Annotated in this window: 18 protein-coding genes; 5 read left to right on the forward strand and 13 right to left on the reverse strand. The window is 65.1% G+C overall.

The features are described 5' to 3' along the window. Positions 1–23: 23 nt before the first annotated feature. The 8 genes from VJ109_RS05930 to ahaH all read right to left on the reverse strand — a co-directional run bounded on the left by VJ109_RS05930 (position 24) and on the right by ahaH (position 8,362). Positions 24–1,442: an ATP synthase subunit B gene (locus tag VJ109_RS05930; protein ID WP_324759801.1), complete on the reverse strand. Its 1,419-nt coding sequence runs from the start codon at positions 1,440–1,442 to the stop codon at positions 24–26. 2 nt (positions 1,443–1,444) lie between these two features. Continuing rightward, positions 1,445–3,205: an ATP synthase subunit A gene (locus tag VJ109_RS05935; RefSeq protein WP_324759802.1), complete on the reverse strand. Its 1,761-nt coding sequence runs from the start codon at positions 3,203–3,205 to the stop codon at positions 1,445–1,447. Between the two features lie 2 nt (positions 3,206–3,207). Continuing rightward, positions 3,208–3,531, reverse strand: a complete 324-nt coding sequence (locus VJ109_RS05940; RefSeq protein ID WP_276179430.1) for a V-type ATP synthase subunit F — start codon at positions 3,529–3,531, stop codon at positions 3,208–3,210. Then, a complete protein-coding gene (locus VJ109_RS05945) occupies positions 3,528–4,604 on the reverse strand; it encodes a V-type ATP synthase subunit C (protein ID WP_324759803.1) in 1,077 nt (358 codons plus the stop codon). Before VJ109_RS05945 ends, VJ109_RS05940 begins: the two co-directional genes overlap by 4 nt. Continuing rightward, on the reverse strand, positions 4,601–5,185 hold the full coding sequence (locus VJ109_RS05950; protein WP_324759804.1) for a V-type ATP synthase subunit E: 585 nt from the start codon (positions 5,183–5,185) through the stop codon (positions 4,601–4,603). The genes VJ109_RS05945 and VJ109_RS05950 overlap by 4 nt, the downstream gene beginning before the upstream one ends. Positions 5,186–5,209: 24 nt before the next feature. Beyond that, on the reverse strand, positions 5,210–5,470 hold the full coding sequence (locus VJ109_RS05955; protein WP_276179424.1) for a F0F1 ATP synthase subunit C: 261 nt from the start codon (positions 5,468–5,470) through the stop codon (positions 5,210–5,212). Between the two features lie 266 nt (positions 5,471–5,736). Beyond that, entirely contained in the window at positions 5,737–8,043 is a 2,307-nt protein-coding gene (locus VJ109_RS05960; RefSeq protein WP_324759805.1) for a V-type ATP synthase subunit I, read from the reverse strand. Continuing rightward, on the reverse strand, positions 8,030–8,362 hold the full coding sequence (gene ahaH / locus VJ109_RS05965) for an ATP synthase archaeal subunit H (protein WP_324759806.1): 333 nt from the start codon (positions 8,360–8,362) through the stop codon (positions 8,030–8,032). The genes VJ109_RS05960 and ahaH overlap by 14 nt, the downstream gene beginning before the upstream one ends. A 113-nt stretch (positions 8,363–8,475) precedes the next feature. Here ahaH and VJ109_RS05970 point away from each other — a divergent pair, with 113 nt between their 5' ends. Then, positions 8,476–9,096, forward strand: a complete 621-nt coding sequence (locus VJ109_RS05970) for a methyltransferase domain-containing protein (protein WP_324759807.1) — start codon at positions 8,476–8,478, stop codon at positions 9,094–9,096. Positions 9,097–9,398: 302 nt separating this feature from the next. On the opposite strand, the gene VJ109_RS05975 is transcribed toward VJ109_RS05970, so the two are convergent. Genes VJ109_RS05975 through VJ109_RS05985 form a run of 3 tightly spaced genes read right to left on the reverse strand, consistent with a single transcriptional unit; the run spans position 9,399 to position 10,494 of the window. After that, positions 9,399–10,061: a translation initiation factor IF-6 gene (locus VJ109_RS05975; protein ID WP_276179416.1), complete on the reverse strand. Its 663-nt coding sequence runs from the start codon at positions 10,059–10,061 to the stop codon at positions 9,399–9,401. A gap of 2 nt (positions 10,062–10,063) precedes the next feature. Further along, complete coding sequence (locus VJ109_RS05980; RefSeq protein WP_324759809.1) at positions 10,064–10,342, reverse strand: 50S ribosomal protein L31e; 279 nt, start codon at positions 10,340–10,342, stop codon at positions 10,064–10,066. Beyond that, positions 10,342–10,494 (reverse strand): 50S ribosomal protein L39e, encoded by a 153-nt coding sequence (locus VJ109_RS05985; protein WP_135303897.1) that lies wholly within the window; start codon positions 10,492–10,494, stop codon positions 10,342–10,344. Before VJ109_RS05985 ends, VJ109_RS05980 begins: the two co-directional genes overlap by 1 nt. Before the next feature lie 124 nt (positions 10,495–10,618). On the opposite strand from VJ109_RS05985, the gene VJ109_RS05990 reads away from it, so the two are divergent. Next, positions 10,619–11,128, forward strand: coding sequence for a hypothetical protein (locus VJ109_RS05990; RefSeq protein WP_324759811.1), 510 nt, complete (start codon positions 10,619–10,621; stop codon positions 11,126–11,128). On the opposite strand, the gene VJ109_RS05995 is transcribed toward VJ109_RS05990, so the two are convergent. After that, positions 11,125–11,937, reverse strand: coding sequence for a ZIP family metal transporter (locus VJ109_RS05995; protein ID WP_324759813.1), 813 nt, complete (start codon positions 11,935–11,937; stop codon positions 11,125–11,127). The genes VJ109_RS05990 and VJ109_RS05995 overlap by 4 nt on opposite strands. Positions 11,938–12,016: 79 nt before the next feature. Continuing rightward, on the reverse strand, positions 12,017–12,580 hold the full coding sequence (gene thpR / locus VJ109_RS06000; RefSeq protein ID WP_324759814.1) for an RNA 2',3'-cyclic phosphodiesterase: 564 nt from the start codon (positions 12,578–12,580) through the stop codon (positions 12,017–12,019). Between the two features lie 76 nt (positions 12,581–12,656). Here thpR and VJ109_RS06005 point away from each other — a divergent pair, with 76 nt between their 5' ends. From VJ109_RS06005 to VJ109_RS06015, 3 genes are read left to right on the forward strand one after another with little or no spacing between them, the layout of a single operon-like run. Continuing rightward, positions 12,657–12,872 carry a hypothetical protein gene (locus VJ109_RS06005; RefSeq protein WP_324759816.1) on the forward strand — a complete coding sequence of 72 codons (216 nt, stop codon included), beginning with the start codon at positions 12,657–12,659 and terminating at the stop codon, positions 12,870–12,872. A 45-nt stretch (positions 12,873–12,917) separates the two neighbouring features. After that, complete coding sequence (locus tag VJ109_RS06010; RefSeq protein ID WP_324759818.1) at positions 12,918–13,697, forward strand: tetratricopeptide repeat protein; 780 nt, start codon at positions 12,918–12,920, stop codon at positions 13,695–13,697. Then, complete coding sequence (locus VJ109_RS06015) at positions 13,698–13,988, forward strand: DUF424 domain-containing protein (RefSeq protein ID WP_324759820.1); 291 nt, start codon at positions 13,698–13,700, stop codon at positions 13,986–13,988. The last annotated feature ends 8 nt before the right edge of the window (positions 13,989–13,996 follow it).

The raw sequence follows: 13,996 nt of genomic DNA on the forward strand, positions 1-13,996 counted from the left end.
AGGCCGAGTGTGTCAGTCGGTCGTCAGGCTTCTGCTTCGACGGTCTCGGCGGGCTCGTCCTCGCGGTAGTGCTCCTCGATGAGTTCCTCGTCGATACGGTTGAGGGCGTCTTTCGGGAGCATCGAGAGCAGGTCCCAGCCGAGTTCCAGCGTCTCGTCGATGTCCCGGTCCGTATCGATACCCTGGTCGACGAACTCGTCCTCGAAGCGGTCCGCGAAGTCGAGGTACTTGTTGTCCAGGTCCGACAGCGCCTCGCGACCGACGATGTTCACGAGGTCGCGCAGGTCCTCACCCTCCGCGTAGGCGGCGAAGATCTGGTCTTTCACGTCGGCGTGGTCGGCGCGGGTAAGCCCCTCGCCGATCCCGTCGTCCATCAGCCGTGAGAGACTCGGCAGGACGTTGATCGGCGGCTGGACGCCCTGGCTGTTGAGGTCCCGGTCGATGTAGATCTGGCCCTCTGTAATGTATCCCGTCAGGTCCGGGATCGGGTGGGTGTCGTCGTCGCCGGGCATCGTCAGGATCGGGATCTGGGTCACCGAGCCCGAGCGGCCCTCGATACGGCCGGCCCGCTCGTAGAGCTGTGCGAGGTCGGTGTACATGTAGCCGGGGTAGCCACGGCGGCCCGGGACCTCCTCGCGTGCGGCGCCGATCTCACGCAGCGCCTCACAGTAGTTGGTCATGTCCGTCAGGATGACCAGCACGTGGTAGTCCTTCTCGAAGGCGAGGTACTCGGCGGTCGTCAGCGCCAGCCGCGGCGTGATCGTCCGCTCGACGGCCGGGTCGTCCGCCAGGTTCATGAAGACGACCGAGCGTTCCAGCGCACCGGTCCGCTCGAAGTCGTCCATGAACTCGTTTGCCTCTTCGGCGGTGATCCCCATCGCGCCGAAGATCACTGCGAACTCCGACCCCTCGTCGTCGTCGCCTTCCTCTTCCTCGGGCACCGTCGCCTGCCGGGCGATCTGGAGCGCCAGATCGTTGTGGGGCAGCCCCGACGCCGAGAAGATCGGCAGTTTCTGGCCCCGAACCAGCGTGTTCATGCCGTCGATCGCGGAGACACCCGTCTGGATGAACTCCTCGGGATACTCACGCGAGAACGGGTTGATCGCTGCGCCGACGATGTCCTGGCGCTCGTCGGGGACGATCTCCGGCCCGCCGTCGATTGGCTGGCCAGTGCCGTCCATGACCCGTCCAAGCAGGTCCTCGGTGACGGGCATCTTCATCGTCTCGCCCAGGAAGCGGACCGACGCCTCGCGGTCGATCCCCTCGGTGCCTTCGAACACCTGGATTGCGACGTAGTCGCTCGCCGATTCGAGCACCTGGCCGCGGCGCATCTGGCCGTCGCTGGTCTCGATCTCGACGATCTCGTCGTAGCCGACCGGCTCGTCGGTCTCGACGAACACCAGCGGGCCGCTGATCTCTGTGATAGTCTGGTACTCTTTCATTGTTAGTACAGCTCCCGGAGTTCCGATGTGATGTCGTCTTCCAGGTCGTCGATGTACTCGTTGTAGTCCTCCTGGACGCCGATACGGTTGAGTCGGGGTGCGCTCTCGATGTCGGTGATCTCCTCGACGGGGACACCGGCATCGAGCGCCTCGAAGGCCGCGTCGTTGTACGTCTTGATGGCGTCCATGATGCGGTACGTCTTCTCGGGCTCGCAGTAGGTGTCGGTCGGGTGGAACGCGTTCTGCTGGAGCCACGCCTCACGCAGGTAGCGGGCGATCTCCAGGGTGAGTTGCTGGTCCTCGGGCAGCGCGTCCTTCCCGACGAGCTGGACGATCTCCTGGAGTTCGGCCTCCTCGTCCAGCGTGTCGATCGCCCACTGGCGCGTCTCGGGCCAGTCGTCCCGGACGTTGTCGACGAACCACGGGTCGAGTTGGTCCCGGTACAGGGAGTACGACTCGTTCCAGTTGATCGAGGGGAAGTGCCGACGCTCGGCGAGGTCGGCGTCCAGCGCCCAGAACGTCTTGACGATCCGCAGGGTGTTCTGGGTCACCGGCTCCGAGAAGTCCCCGCCCGGGGGCGAGACCGCGCCGATGACGCTTACGGAGCCCTCGGTGTCGTTGATGTTCTGGAAGTAACCCGCACGCTCGTAGAACTCGCTCAGGCGAGCGGAGAGGTACGCGGGGTACCCCTCCTCACCGGGCATCTCCTCCAGCCGCGAGGAGATCTCCCGCATGGCCTCGGCCCACCGGGAGGTGGAGTCGGCCATCAGCGCCACGTCGTAGCCCATGTCACGGAAGTACTCGGCGATAGTGATTCCCGTGTACACACAGGACTCACGCGCCGCGACGGGCATGTTCGACGTGTTCGCGATGAGGCAGGTCCGGTCCATCAGGGCGTTGCCCGTGATGGGGTCTTCCAGTTCCGGGAAGTCCTCGATCACTTCGGTCATCTCGTTGCCACGCTCGCCACAGCCGACGTAGACGACGATGTCCGCGTCGGCCCACTTGGCGAGCTGGTGCTGGGTGACCGTCTTCCCGGAGCCGAACGGACCGGGGATGGCGGCCGTCCCGCCTTTCGCGATCGGGAACAGGCCGTCGAGCACCCGCTGGCCGGAGATGAGGGGCTCGGTCGGCGTCTCCTTGTCCTCGGCCGGACGCTGGCTGCGGACCGGCCACTCCTGGCGCATCTGGATCTCTTCGCCCGAGTCCAGTTCGACGACCGTCTCTTCGACGGTGAAGTTGCCGGACTCGATCGAAGTGACCTCGCCGCCTTCGGAGTTGGGCGGAACCATCACTTTGTGATCGATACTTGGGGTCTCCGGGACCGTCCCGACGATGTCACCGGCTTCGACCTCGTCACCGGCCTCGACCTCTGGGCTGAACTCCCAGGTCTTCTCCAGGTCGATCCCCGGGGCGTCGACCCCGCGGTCGAGGTACGGCGATCCCATCTTCTCTTCGAGGACGTCGAGCGGGCGCTGGACGCCGTCGTAGATGGCGTCGAGCATACCCGGCCCGAGATCCACGGAGAGAGGCGAGCCCGTCCCTTCGACGGGTTCGCCCGGGGAGACGCCGGAGGTCTCCTCGTACACCTGGATAGTAGTGATGTTGCCTTCGATCTCGATGACCTCGCCCATCAGCCCTTCCGAACCGACGTAGACGACGTCGTTCATCCGGGCGTCGAGGTCCCGAGCCGTTACGACCGGTCCCGAGACGCTTTCGATGATGCCGTCCTCACGGACGTCTGCTTCTGTTGCTTGACTCATTGTTAGTCCTCGTCCATCAGGTCGATACCGATGGCTCGTTTGATCTGCTCACGCAGCCCACCGCCGCCGGCGCCGCTGCCGAGCGTCACCACGACGGGTTCGACGCTCGTCTCGGCGTCCTTGCGGACCCCACGGGAGAGATGCTCCATGTCGTCGTCGTGCATCACGACGATACCGACGTTGTCGTCGGTGAGCATCTCCTCGACGGCGTCGTCGAGCTTCTCGTCTTTCTCTTCGGTCGGGACATCCGCGAACTTGCGGACGCCCGCCAGTCGGAAGCCCGTCGTGAACTCCGGGCTGCCGATGACAGCTATCTCCTGGCTCATAGTATCACCAGTTCCTGTTCGATCTCGTCGGGGCCGAGGCCGGCCTCGCGACCGCGGGCGATCGCCCGGATGTTGTCGACCTCGTTCTCCTTGGCGAGGATGTAGGACAACACCGGACAGACCGACAGCGGGTAGCGGTTCGAGAGCCGGTCGGCGTACTCCTGGAGCGCCACGTCGAGCGCGCGCTCGAAGTCGATCAGGTTCTCGGCGTCCTCCAGTGCCGACAGCGCCTGGTCGAGGTCGTCACCGTAGGTGCTCTCTCGCACCGTCGCGATCAGCTGGTCGAAGTTCGTCGACAGCTGTGCGATCTGTTGCTCGTCGAAGAGCTTCCCGCCCTCGATGTAATACTCGGCGGCCTCGATGTCGGCACCGCTACGGGCCAGCCGGAGCGCGTTCCGGAGGTTCCGGAAGTCGACCTCCGTCTGGAGGAACTCGACGTACAGCCCGGTCGGACTATCGATCTCCGGGTTCGACGGCAGCCCCGACAGCAGCGTCTCGTAGAACGCGCGGTCGGCCGCGTTCTCCAGGGGCACGAGCACGTCGGTCTCCTCGTAGACCGTGTAGGCCTCGGCCATCGAGTCGCCGAAGATGGTGCCGTCGAGCAGTTCGACGACCTCCTCGATCGAGGTGGCGTTGAGCAACTGATCGAGCAGTTCGTCGCCGAACTCGCCGGCGCGGATGAGGTCGTCCTCGACCTCGGTGCGCTCGGCGTCCGAGTAGAGCCCGCGGACGACGGTCTTGATGTTCCAGACGTCGAACTTCCGCAGGTACCGGGCGATGTAGTCGTACAGCGCGCCCTCGGACCACTCCAGCAAGTCGTCGAAATGCTTGGCGAGGTTCCGGTTCAGCGCGTACTCGATGAGATCGACGCCGCTGTACCGGGAGCCGAGCGCGTTCATCTCCGTCTCGTACTCGGTCTCCTCCATGAAACGAGCGATCTCGCTCGTTCCCATACGAACCAGCTTGCGGTAGTCGTCGTCGTCGAACAGTACCGAACCACGGGAGCGAACACGAGCGATGACGTACTCGTAGTTGCTGCTTCGATCGCGCTTTGCCGTCGTTCGACTGCTCATTGTGCTTCGAAGAGTCGGTCGCTGATTTCCTTGAGGTTGTTCTCCCAGACCGTCTCCAGCAGGGAGTCGAACGTGTTGTTCACACGGACCCGGGAGCTCCTGCTCTCGACTACCACTCCGCCGAGACAGTCACGCTCCCCGGCGAACGTTACGTCGTCGTAGTCTGTGAGGATATCTTCGAGGAGGTCCTGGTCGGTCGCTCGACCGTAGACGCGCAGGGAGTCGCCGTCGTCGAACTCCGCGACGGCCGCCTCCAGTAACGCCGTGGTCAGCTCCTCGCGGCGGTCGCCGCTGAGGTCGGCGAGTGCGGCCTCGACGTCCTCACGGACGTCTTCGAGTACGTCCCGGCGTGCGCCGAGTCGCGCCTGCTTGGCTTCGAGCTTCGCCGAGGAGAGCTTCTGTTCGCGCTCCTGGGAGATCTCGCGTTCGACCTCGGCCTCGCGGTCCTCGTGGATCTGCTCGGCGTCGGCCTCCGCCTCGGAGACGATCTCCTCGGCTCGGTTTTCGCCTTCGGCGCGAATTTCCTCTGCACGCGCGCGGGCCTCGTCTCGGATATCCTCTACGACTGTATCAAGACTCATTGTTGGAAAAGGGGGGGGGTGTGGTTAACCGAGGATGAAGACGACGACCAGCGCGAGGATGACGAGTGTCTCGGGCAGGACCGTCAGAATCAGGCCACGACCGAACATGCTGTCGTCCTCGGCGATGGCGCCGACCGCGGCGGCACCGATACCACGTTCCGCGTACCCCGAACCGAGTGCGGCGAGCCCGACGGCCAGGGCCGCTGCGGCGCCTGCCGGGATGGCCGGCGCGGCGCTACCTTCCTGCAGTACAACGTTGGCGGCGAGTGCGATGGTGTCAATCATGTTGTTGAAGTCCTCTCTGGGGTTTCGTGTCCGAACAGGCGTATGTGACCGTACCGAGTTCATAAAGCTTCCCAAAACGGTTCGGCAAGACGCTGTTCTGGCGGTTTAGCCGCTCACGCCGGGTGGGATGTGAGCTGGTACCAGCCGTCGACCTCGCCGGGATCCGGGAAAATAGCCCTCGAAGGCAACGAATCCGGTGAACGGCCGGAGCGACACGGATCGAACGGCGAGCGAAGTCGAGAAAAGCGTCGTTCAGCGGTCCGCAGTCAGTCGTCGGTCGTGTACTGGCGGTCGTAGCCGAAGGGCGTGTACTGCTTCCCGCCGCCCTCGAAGAACTTGCCGAAGAACTCGACGTACTCGAGACGGACACCCTGCAGTCCGGCGCTGGTGACACCGAGCACCAACACGAGAACGTGCCCGAGGACGAGGACGAGCAAGCCACCGATGACGCCGGCGACACCCGAGTGCATCAGGCCACCGAACATGACCTCGGTGACCTCGTAGCCGTGGTAGGTCCCCTGTTCGAGCATGTGTGCCGGGGAGTGGTTGATACCGAAGTGCCACTCGGCGCCGTGGCCGGTCTCGACGACGTAGACGCCGAAGAACAGGAGGTTGACCACGAAGGCCATCCCTGCCTTGGCGAGCAACACGGCGGCCAGCCGGGTGTACGACAGCACGTTCACGAAGACGTTGAGGAACTCGACGACCTCGATGGGGTCGGCAAGCGCCAGCAGAACGAGCCCGACGGCGAACACGAGCAGCCACGCGGAGATGGGGAACCCGCCGACACTGAACAGGTTGATCGCCGGGAGTCCGGTAAAGCCGAGTGCGAACGGGTGGCCGGCGAAGATGCCTTCCTCGGCCGTGTAGAGGAAGCCCGGTGCCGAGCCGTTCGCGCCCGAGAACACCCAGGCCCACAGGCCAAAGAGCATCAGCAGCCAGGAGCCGCTCTCGGTGAGCGCGTCGTAGAAGCCGTGGCTCAGGTTCTCGACGAAGTCGAAGGTCCACCCGATCGCCAGGTGGAGCATGCCGGCGAGCAGGCTGATCGTCAGCCACGCGATGGCGTAGTCACCGAACGCGGGCTGGAGTCCCTTGTGGATCGGCGCCTCTTCGAAGCCGATCGCGGGCCAGACGACGTTCGATATCGTGTGCAGCCCGAAGACCTCGCCGTAGAGGATTCCGAACAGCGCGGTGAACCCACCGGCCCACATCGCGACCCCACCCAGGCTCTTGAGCACGTCGCTGTCGACCTGCGTGTACAGGCCGTAGCCGGCCAGGAAGTAGAGGATCCCGTACCCCAGGTCTCCGATCATGAAGCCGTAGAAGGCCGGGAACGTCAGGAAGAACACGACCGTCGGGTCGAACTCGCCGTACTTCGGGCGGTTGACGACCTCGACCAGCGACTCGAAGGGCTTGACCGCGCCGGGGTTGTCCTGGATGACCGGCGGGTCCTCGTCGCCCATCGTGACGACGCCGCCGTCGGAACGTGGTTCCGCTGTAGCACTCACCATACCCCCGTCGGCGACGGCCTCGCTGGGCTCGCGGTTTTCTTCCTCGCTCTCGGCGGTCACGCCGGTGTCGACCTCGGAGCCGACCTCGCCGCCACCGCCGCCGTGATCGACCTCTTCGTGGGAGTGGGCGTGTCCGTCGCTGTCGTACTCGGCGACTTCGAGCTTCTCGATGGCGACAGCCTCGCCGACATCGGCCATGACCTGGCTCTCGAAGGCCTCGTATTCCTCGTTGGGAATCCACCCCTCGGCGACGAAGGCGTTCTCCGTCGTCGCGAAGGTCAGCGGCGCCTCGGCCTTCTGGACCTCGATGGAGAGTTTCTCCTCGGCGGCCAGCAGGAAGCCGGCGTAATCGAGCCGGAGGTCGTCGAGTTCGTCCTCGACCGTCGAGAGCTTCGATTCGAGCTGCTGTTCCTCGTGGCGCAGTTCTTCTAAGTACGACGACGGATCGCCGTCGCCGTCCGGGACCGCGAGCTCCGAGAAGGTCGCACCGACCAGGGCGTCCTGCAGGTCGCTGTCCTCACAGCGTGCGAAGACGGCGACGACGTCCTCCTCGTCGAAGACCTCGAAGGTCTCGACATCGCTGTCGGCGAGGGCGGCGTCGACCTCGTCGGCGTCGCCGGTCCCGACCGCGACCGACAGCGAGTCGTACCCTCGCAGTAGATCCAGGTCGATCCCGAGCGTGACGAACGGCTCCATCGTGTCGATCCGCTCGCGGACGTCACGCAGGTCGTCCTCGATGTCGCCGCGTCGGTCGTCTAGCTCGTTGACCTGGGTCCGGACGTCTTCGAGGTCCTCTTCGAGGGCCTCGTCGGTGACCAGTTGGGTCGGCCCCGCGTCCTCGGCGTCGACGTCGAGGATCGACTCCAGCGAGCGGACGGTGACCAGTTTGTCCGATGCCTCGTCGGCTCCCTCGACGGGGTCGCCGGGTTCGAACCCATCCCAGGCGCCGTCGTACTCGGTGACGTGGAGGATATCGAGCTCGTGAACGGACTCGATAGTGTCGTCCATGACGCGTTTCGACCCGGTCACCGAGACGCGGCACATCCGCTCAGGTCGAAGCATGTACCGCCTCCTCGAACAGGTCGATCACGTATTCGACCACCTCGTCCGTCTCCGCCTGAGCCGCCTTCTCTAGGTTCTCGCGAGCGGTCTCTCCCTCCTCGATGAGCTGCTCGCGTTCGGCCTCGATCTCCTCGCGGGCGTCTTCGAGGCGTTCCTGGGCCGCCGCGTCGGCCTCCTCGTGGGCCTGTTCGCGGATCTCCTCGGCCTCGGCGCGTGCCTCCTCGATGCGCTGTTCACGGTCCTCTTCGGCTTCGGCGACGATGTCGTCGGCCTCCTGCTCGGCCTCCTTTATCCTGTCGAGAACTTCTGGCCGTGGCATTCTCTAATCGTCCGACTGTTGCTTGAGCGCCTATTTGGTAGTTGCGAAGTTCGTATGGACCACCGACCGAGGAATCCGGGGAATTATGCCTGCCAAACGCCAAGGGAGAGCCAATGGGAGTCCTCGAGAACAAAGCCCGTGCGCGGACGTTCTACAAGTACCTCTCGAAGGTGTACGACCAGATCAACCCCTTCATCTGGGACGAGCGCATGCGCGACGAGGCCATCGAGATGCTGGAGATCGAGCCCGACGACCGCGTGCTCGACATCGGCTGTGGCACCGGCTTCGCCACGGAGGGATTGCTCCAGCAAGTCGAGACAGTGTACGGCCTCGACCAGAGCCCCCACCAGCTCTCGAAAGCCTACCAGAAGTTCGGCAAGCACGGTAACGTCCGGTTTCACCTGGGCGACGCCGAGCGACTCCCCTTCAAGGACGAGAGCTTCGACGTAGTCTGGTCCTCGGGCTCGATCGAGTACTGGCCCAACCCCGTCGACGCCCTGGAGGAGTGTCGCCGGCTCGCGAAACCCGGCGGCAAGGTCCTGATCGTCGGCCCGGACTACCCCAACTCGACGGTGTTCCAGAAGATGGCCGACGCGATCATGCTGTTCTACGACGAGGCGGAAGCCGACCGGATGTTCGAGGCCGCCGGCTTCGAGGAGTTCGAACACCACATCCAGCAATCGAGGCCGGGCAGTCCGCGGGCGATCACGACCATCGCACGGGTTCCCGAATAAGCGAATCGGTGGCTGTTCTCGATATTCGAAGACCGACCAGCCACCGGGCCGGGAGCGAATGCCGCGACGACAGTCGCGGCCGAGCGTGCCGGGAGACCGGTGGTCTCCCGAACCTCGCGGTGTGACCGCGAGAACCTGGGGAAGGGCAGGGCTGCTAGAGAGCATACCGCGCCGAAGGCGCGGTTTCACCGGAAGCGCGGCGGCGCCGCGCTTCCGGCAGTTTTTCCCCAGGTTTTTGCGAGGAGCCCTCCCACAGCGCGCTCGAAGAGCGCGCGAGGAAGGGCGACGAAGTAAAAAGTGGTCTAGATGTAGCCCAGCGCCGCGTCGATCCGGCCCAGTTCCGGGCCGGAGGTGTCGGTCCCACAGACGTAGCCGTGGTCGTTGGCGACCAACCCCGATCCGACGAGCGGGCCGCCGTAGTTGACCGTCCCGATGTCGGCAGGGACGTCGAGGATCTCCTCTAGAGCGTCGAGTTCGCCGTCGGTGGCCTTGGGGTGACAGAGGACGCCGCGGTCGGTGGCGACGGCAGCGGTCCCGACGGTGGTGACGCCGGCGATGACGCCCCGTTCGACGGGGACGTCCAGGCCGTCGCGGATGGCCTGGACGGCCTCCCGGGAGAGGTCCGGATGGACGTACGCGCCCGAGTCGTTACAGCAGACGACGTTGCCGGCAGCGTTGATCCGGCCGGGCAGTTCCGTCACCGGGAGGTCGACGACCTCGCGGATGCGGTCAATCTCGGTGTCTCGGACGCGAGCGGAGACGAGCAGGCCGTTGGTGTTGCCGGTCGCCAGCGCGCCGACAGTCCCGGACCCGCCGACGGTCGTCGGGACGATCGGAGCGTCCAGTTCCTCGGCGATGTCGTCGGTCAGCGACTCCTCTAGGTCCGGGCGAACCAGCACACAGTCGTCGGTCGCACGGGCGAAGACACCGACGTACGACGACCCGGAGAACGCCGCGCGGAGCAACGTTATTCGGCCGTTTCGGCTTCGACGACCGCCTCGCCGTCCTCCTCGAAGCGGGCGGCGCGGACGCGGATCTTGCTCGGCGGCTTGCGCCGGCCGCGCGCCCAGGTCGTCTCGTTGATCGAAGGGTCGATACGCACGGCGCTCTCGTCGACCGAGAAGTGCTGGGCGAGGTGGGCTCGGATGAGCTTCATCGCCTTGTCGGCGCGCTCGTGTTTCGGTTCCTGCTTGGCGTCGCGGAGCGGGATCGTGACGACACGCTCCTCGAAGTCACTGGCGCTCATTATTCGTCAGTGTCGTTGCGCCGCCAGTGGCGTCGCTTGGGGTTTCGCTGGACCTCGCGGTCGGTCTTGAGCATGACCCACGCGGGGACCCGGCTGTTCTGGTTGTCGAGTTTGGCCAGACGCTTCTTCTTGGCCTTCGATTTCTTGCTCATGGTGTCCTGACCCTTCCGGACGGGTGCTTAAATTCCTTCCTTTTCCCCGGCGACCCCGCCGGTAGTTATCAGCGGCTATAATCGCGCGGATGCAACTAAGTACGAGAACTCCAGAGAGTCGAGTATGAGGCGACGGCGGATGTTACAGACGGTGGGAACGGGACTGGCAGCCGTGGGTAGCGGCTGTCTGGGTGGCGGCGGCGAGGTGATCCTGAACGTACAGAAGGACATCTCCGTCGATCCGAAAGACGGGTGGACGAAACGGCTCCCGGATGTCTCCGACACCGGCGGTGCGATCGAGTACACCATCAGAGCCGACAGGCCCTTCGATGTCTACTTCTTCGCCGAGAAAGAGCACTTCGAGATGTACGACAGCTACATCAAGGGGCAGGAACCGGCCGAGACACCGCGGGGTGATCGAGCGTTCAGCCAGACGGCGCTCCCCACAGAGGACGGCGAGGTCTACGAGGCCGCGACCGAGGACCGTGCCCGGGAACCGCTGGATGTCGACGGCCCCTCCTTTTTCGCCGTCGATCACTCGAACTACCGCATGGAGACACGCGTCGACGAGTTCGGCGAGCCACTGACCGCCTTCGTCGACCTCCAGGTCATCAAGCAGCGGTCGATCCTCTAGACGAACGCCAGCGGAACCATCGCTAGGACGCCCGTCACCGCGCCGGCAAGCAGTTCGCGTTTGCCACCGCCGGGCAACCCATCGCCCAAGTCCAGGGCTTCGGGGACGAACTCCGTCGCGACGAGATACACCATCGCGCCGGCGGCAAAGCCGAACCCGAACGGGAGGAACTCCTTTGCCAGGGTCACGAAGTAGTACGCGATGACCGCTCCGAGTGGCTGGGGCAGCGACGAGAAGACGGCCCACCAGACCATCTTCCACTCGCTGATCCCCAGCGAGCGCAGCGGGATGGCGATCGCGGTCCCCTCGGGGACGTTGTGGATGGAGATCGCGATCGTCATGAACACCGCCAACAGCGGGACTGCGGTCCCGGCAACGAGCAGCGAGTCGCCTGCGGCCGCGCCGTCGAGGCCCAGTTCCGCGAACGAGACGCCGACGGCGACGCCCTCCGGGAAACTGTGGACCGTCAGGATACCCAGGATGAGCAGGAGCTTCTTGAAATCCGCCTGCTCGAACTTCTTGGGGCCGTGGTCGAACCCATCCAGAACCTCGTGACTGACGACGACGAGGACGACACCGGTCAGCAGCCCCGGAACCAGCAACACCGGCGAGCCATAGGCCAGTCCCTCGCGGATGAGGCCGAACAGCGAAGCCGCAACCATGATCCCCGACGCGAGCCCCCAGAGTGCGACGTTCCACCGGTCGGAGAACTCCTCGACCAGGAAGAAGGGAATGGCACCGAGCCCCGTGGCCAGTGCCGTCAACAGCCCGGCGATGAAGACGAACACGACGTGCTCCGCTGCGACCATACCGGCGCTAGACGGCTCGCCGCCATAAGAATTATCACCGATCTAACTGTTTTCGGCCGGCCTAGAGCCGATGGAGCGGTCACCGAAGTGGTATCGATTCGACAGTTCGATACGTCGGGCCGTCAGGACCGAGGACGCTCTCTGTCAGTCGGATCTCGTCGACCGAGAGCGTCCCGACATCGGGATCGGCCGAACCGACGACCGCCTGGACTCGTTCCTTCCCGCCGGCGTGGTCCATCCGGGCGAGCGTGACGTGGGGGGTGAAGTCGTGGTCCTCCGGATCGAACCCCATCGCGACGGTCCGGTCTTCGATCGTCTCGTGGAGGGTCGTCAGTTCCGCCGCGCCGTGGCCCTCCCGGACGCCGAACCAGACGACGCTGATGTACTCCATCGAAGGAAACACGCCGAGTCCGCCAAATCGGGCCTCGAACGGCGGAACGCTGGCGTCGTCGACGGCACTCTCCAACTCCTGGACGATCTCGCCGATCCGGTCGGGCTCGGTATCCCCGAGGAACTTCAGGGTCACGTGTGCCTGCTCGGGGTCGGTAAACCGGAGCCCTCCGGCGCCCTCGAACCGTTGCTGGACCGCCCGGACGGCGTCACCCAGGCCGTCGAGGTCGACGCTGACGAACAGCCGTTTCATACCGCTACGTAGTGGACAGCGACACTTGGCTGTTCCTGGCCTGGAGGCTTTTCTGTTTCTCCCCACAACGATAGCTATGGACGATCTCACCGCCCTCCGCCGCACCGTTCGTCGCTGTACTGCCGTCCTCGTCGCGGCGATCGGCGTCGCTGTCGCCGCCCTGGCCGGGTCCACGAACGCGCCGGTTGGCTTACTTCTTGCCGGCGGCGCGCTCCTGTATCTCGGCGGCAGCCTCGTCTACGTCCCCGAATCGTCGTCGGCGACGGGGGAAGGCGGGACCACGGACCACTGACCGTGTGACGCAGGCCTTAACCAGCCTGGCCGCCAATTCCGTCGTATGACAGACCGCGAGCGCGACGACCACCAGTTCTCGGAGGGCCAGGGATTCGACGACCCCTACGAGGCCTTCGACCTCGAACCGCCGGAGTTCGAGGTGGACCCGGACAAGGTCGACCCCGTCGACTCCCGGGTCGTCACGGACCTGCTCGACCGGCGCAACATCCCGACCGACCAGATCGACACCGAGCAACTGCTCGACGTGGGCCTGGAGTACATGCAGATCAACCGCCACGAACAGGCCGCCGACACCTTCGAGCGGGTCGCCCAGTACGCCGACGACGACCGGATCGAACAGGAGGCCTGGACCAACAAGGGCGCGGCCCACGCCGAACTCGAAGAGTGGGACGCCGCCATCGGTGCCTACAAGGAGGCGCTGAACATCGGCGGGGAGAGCGAGGCACAACGCGCTTCGGGGGATTCGAGCGATGCAACGGCGAGAAGCGACCACGCCGCCACCGCTGAAACGAACCTCGCGTACGCGCTGTGGGAGTCCGGCCGATCCGAGCAGGCCCTGGAACACGCCGAACGGGCCGTCGAGATCGACACCCGCTTCGCCGAAGGATGGTACAACCGCGGCTTCTTCCTCCTGGAACGTGGTCTCGCCGAGGACGCCGTCGAGGCCTTCGACAACGCGATCCGACTGGGCTTCCGGAACGCCGATATCTTAGAGGAGAAGGCCCGCGCACTGGAAGAGTTGGGCAAGTACGAAGAGGCCGAGGAGCTGGCCGACGAGGTCAAGGAAATGCGCGAAGAGGCCGAAGAGCAACTGCTCGAATAGATGCTCCTCAACGAGCGCGACACCGACGAGGGACTGCTCGTCTCGGTCTGTGATCCGGAGATCATGGGCGAGACGTTCGAGGACGGCCCCGTCTCGCTGACCGTCGACGAGGAGTTCTACGACGGCGAGCCCGCAAGCGAGGAGGAGGTCGTCCAGAGTCTCGCCCGCTGTAGCGTCGCCAACATCGTCGGCGAGACGGCCGTCGACGTGGCCATCGAACACGGCTTCGTCGACGAGGAGAACGTCCTGGATCTGGACGGAACCCTTCACGCGCAACTGCTCTGGATGTAACGCCACCG

Origin of the sequence: Haloarcula montana (assembly GCF_035666295.1) — an archaeon.
GTDB classification, from domain to species: Archaea; Halobacteriota; Halobacteria; order Halobacteriales; family Haloarculaceae; genus Haloarcula; species Haloarcula montana.

What these genes read in the sequence shown, in the direction of transcription:
- thpR (WP_324759814.1), bottom strand. Translation starts at nt 12,580, where the DNA reads ATGAAACGGCTGTTCGTCAGCGTCGACCTCGACGGCCTGGGTGACGCC.
- VJ109_RS05970 (WP_324759807.1), top strand. Translation starts at nt 8,476, where the DNA reads ATGGGAGTCCTCGAGAACAAAGCCCGTGCGCGGACGTTCTACAAGTAC.
- VJ109_RS05940 (WP_276179430.1), bottom strand. Translation starts at nt 3,531, where the DNA reads ATGAGCCAGGAGATAGCTGTCATCGGCAGCCCGGAGTTCACGACGGGC.
- VJ109_RS06010 (WP_324759818.1), top strand. Translation starts at nt 12,918, where the DNA reads ATGACAGACCGCGAGCGCGACGACCACCAGTTCTCGGAGGGCCAGGGA.
- VJ109_RS05935 (WP_324759802.1), bottom strand. Translation starts at nt 3,205, where the DNA reads ATGAGTCAAGCAACAGAAGCAGACGTCCGTGAGGACGGCATCATCGAA.
- VJ109_RS05960 (WP_324759805.1), bottom strand. Translation starts at nt 8,043, where the DNA reads ATGCTTCGACCTGAGCGGATGTGCCGCGTCTCGGTGACCGGGTCGAAA.
- VJ109_RS05990 (WP_324759811.1), top strand. Translation starts at nt 10,619, where the DNA reads ATGAGGCGACGGCGGATGTTACAGACGGTGGGAACGGGACTGGCAGCC.
- VJ109_RS05980 (WP_324759809.1), bottom strand. Translation starts at nt 10,342, where the DNA reads ATGAGCGCCAGTGACTTCGAGGAGCGTGTCGTCACGATCCCGCTCCGC.
- VJ109_RS05985 (WP_135303897.1), bottom strand. Translation starts at nt 10,494, where the DNA reads ATGAGCAAGAAATCGAAGGCCAAGAAGAAGCGTCTGGCCAAACTCGAC.
- VJ109_RS06015 (WP_324759820.1), top strand. Translation starts at nt 13,698, where the DNA reads ATGCTCCTCAACGAGCGCGACACCGACGAGGGACTGCTCGTCTCGGTC.
- VJ109_RS05995 (WP_324759813.1), bottom strand. Translation starts at nt 11,937, where the DNA reads ATGGTCGCAGCGGAGCACGTCGTGTTCGTCTTCATCGCCGGGCTGTTG.
- VJ109_RS05955 (WP_276179424.1), bottom strand. Translation starts at nt 5,470, where the DNA reads ATGATTGACACCATCGCACTCGCCGCCAACGTTGTACTGCAGGAAGGT.
- VJ109_RS06005 (WP_324759816.1), top strand. Translation starts at nt 12,657, where the DNA reads ATGGACGATCTCACCGCCCTCCGCCGCACCGTTCGTCGCTGTACTGCC.
- ahaH (WP_324759806.1), bottom strand. Translation starts at nt 8,362, where the DNA reads ATGCCACGGCCAGAAGTTCTCGACAGGATAAAGGAGGCCGAGCAGGAG.
- VJ109_RS05930 (WP_324759801.1), bottom strand. Translation starts at nt 1,442, where the DNA reads ATGAAAGAGTACCAGACTATCACAGAGATCAGCGGCCCGCTGGTGTTC.
- VJ109_RS05950 (WP_324759804.1), bottom strand. Translation starts at nt 5,185, where the DNA reads ATGAGTCTTGATACAGTCGTAGAGGATATCCGAGACGAGGCCCGCGCG.
- VJ109_RS05945 (WP_324759803.1), bottom strand. Translation starts at nt 4,604, where the DNA reads ATGAGCAGTCGAACGACGGCAAAGCGCGATCGAAGCAGCAACTACGAG.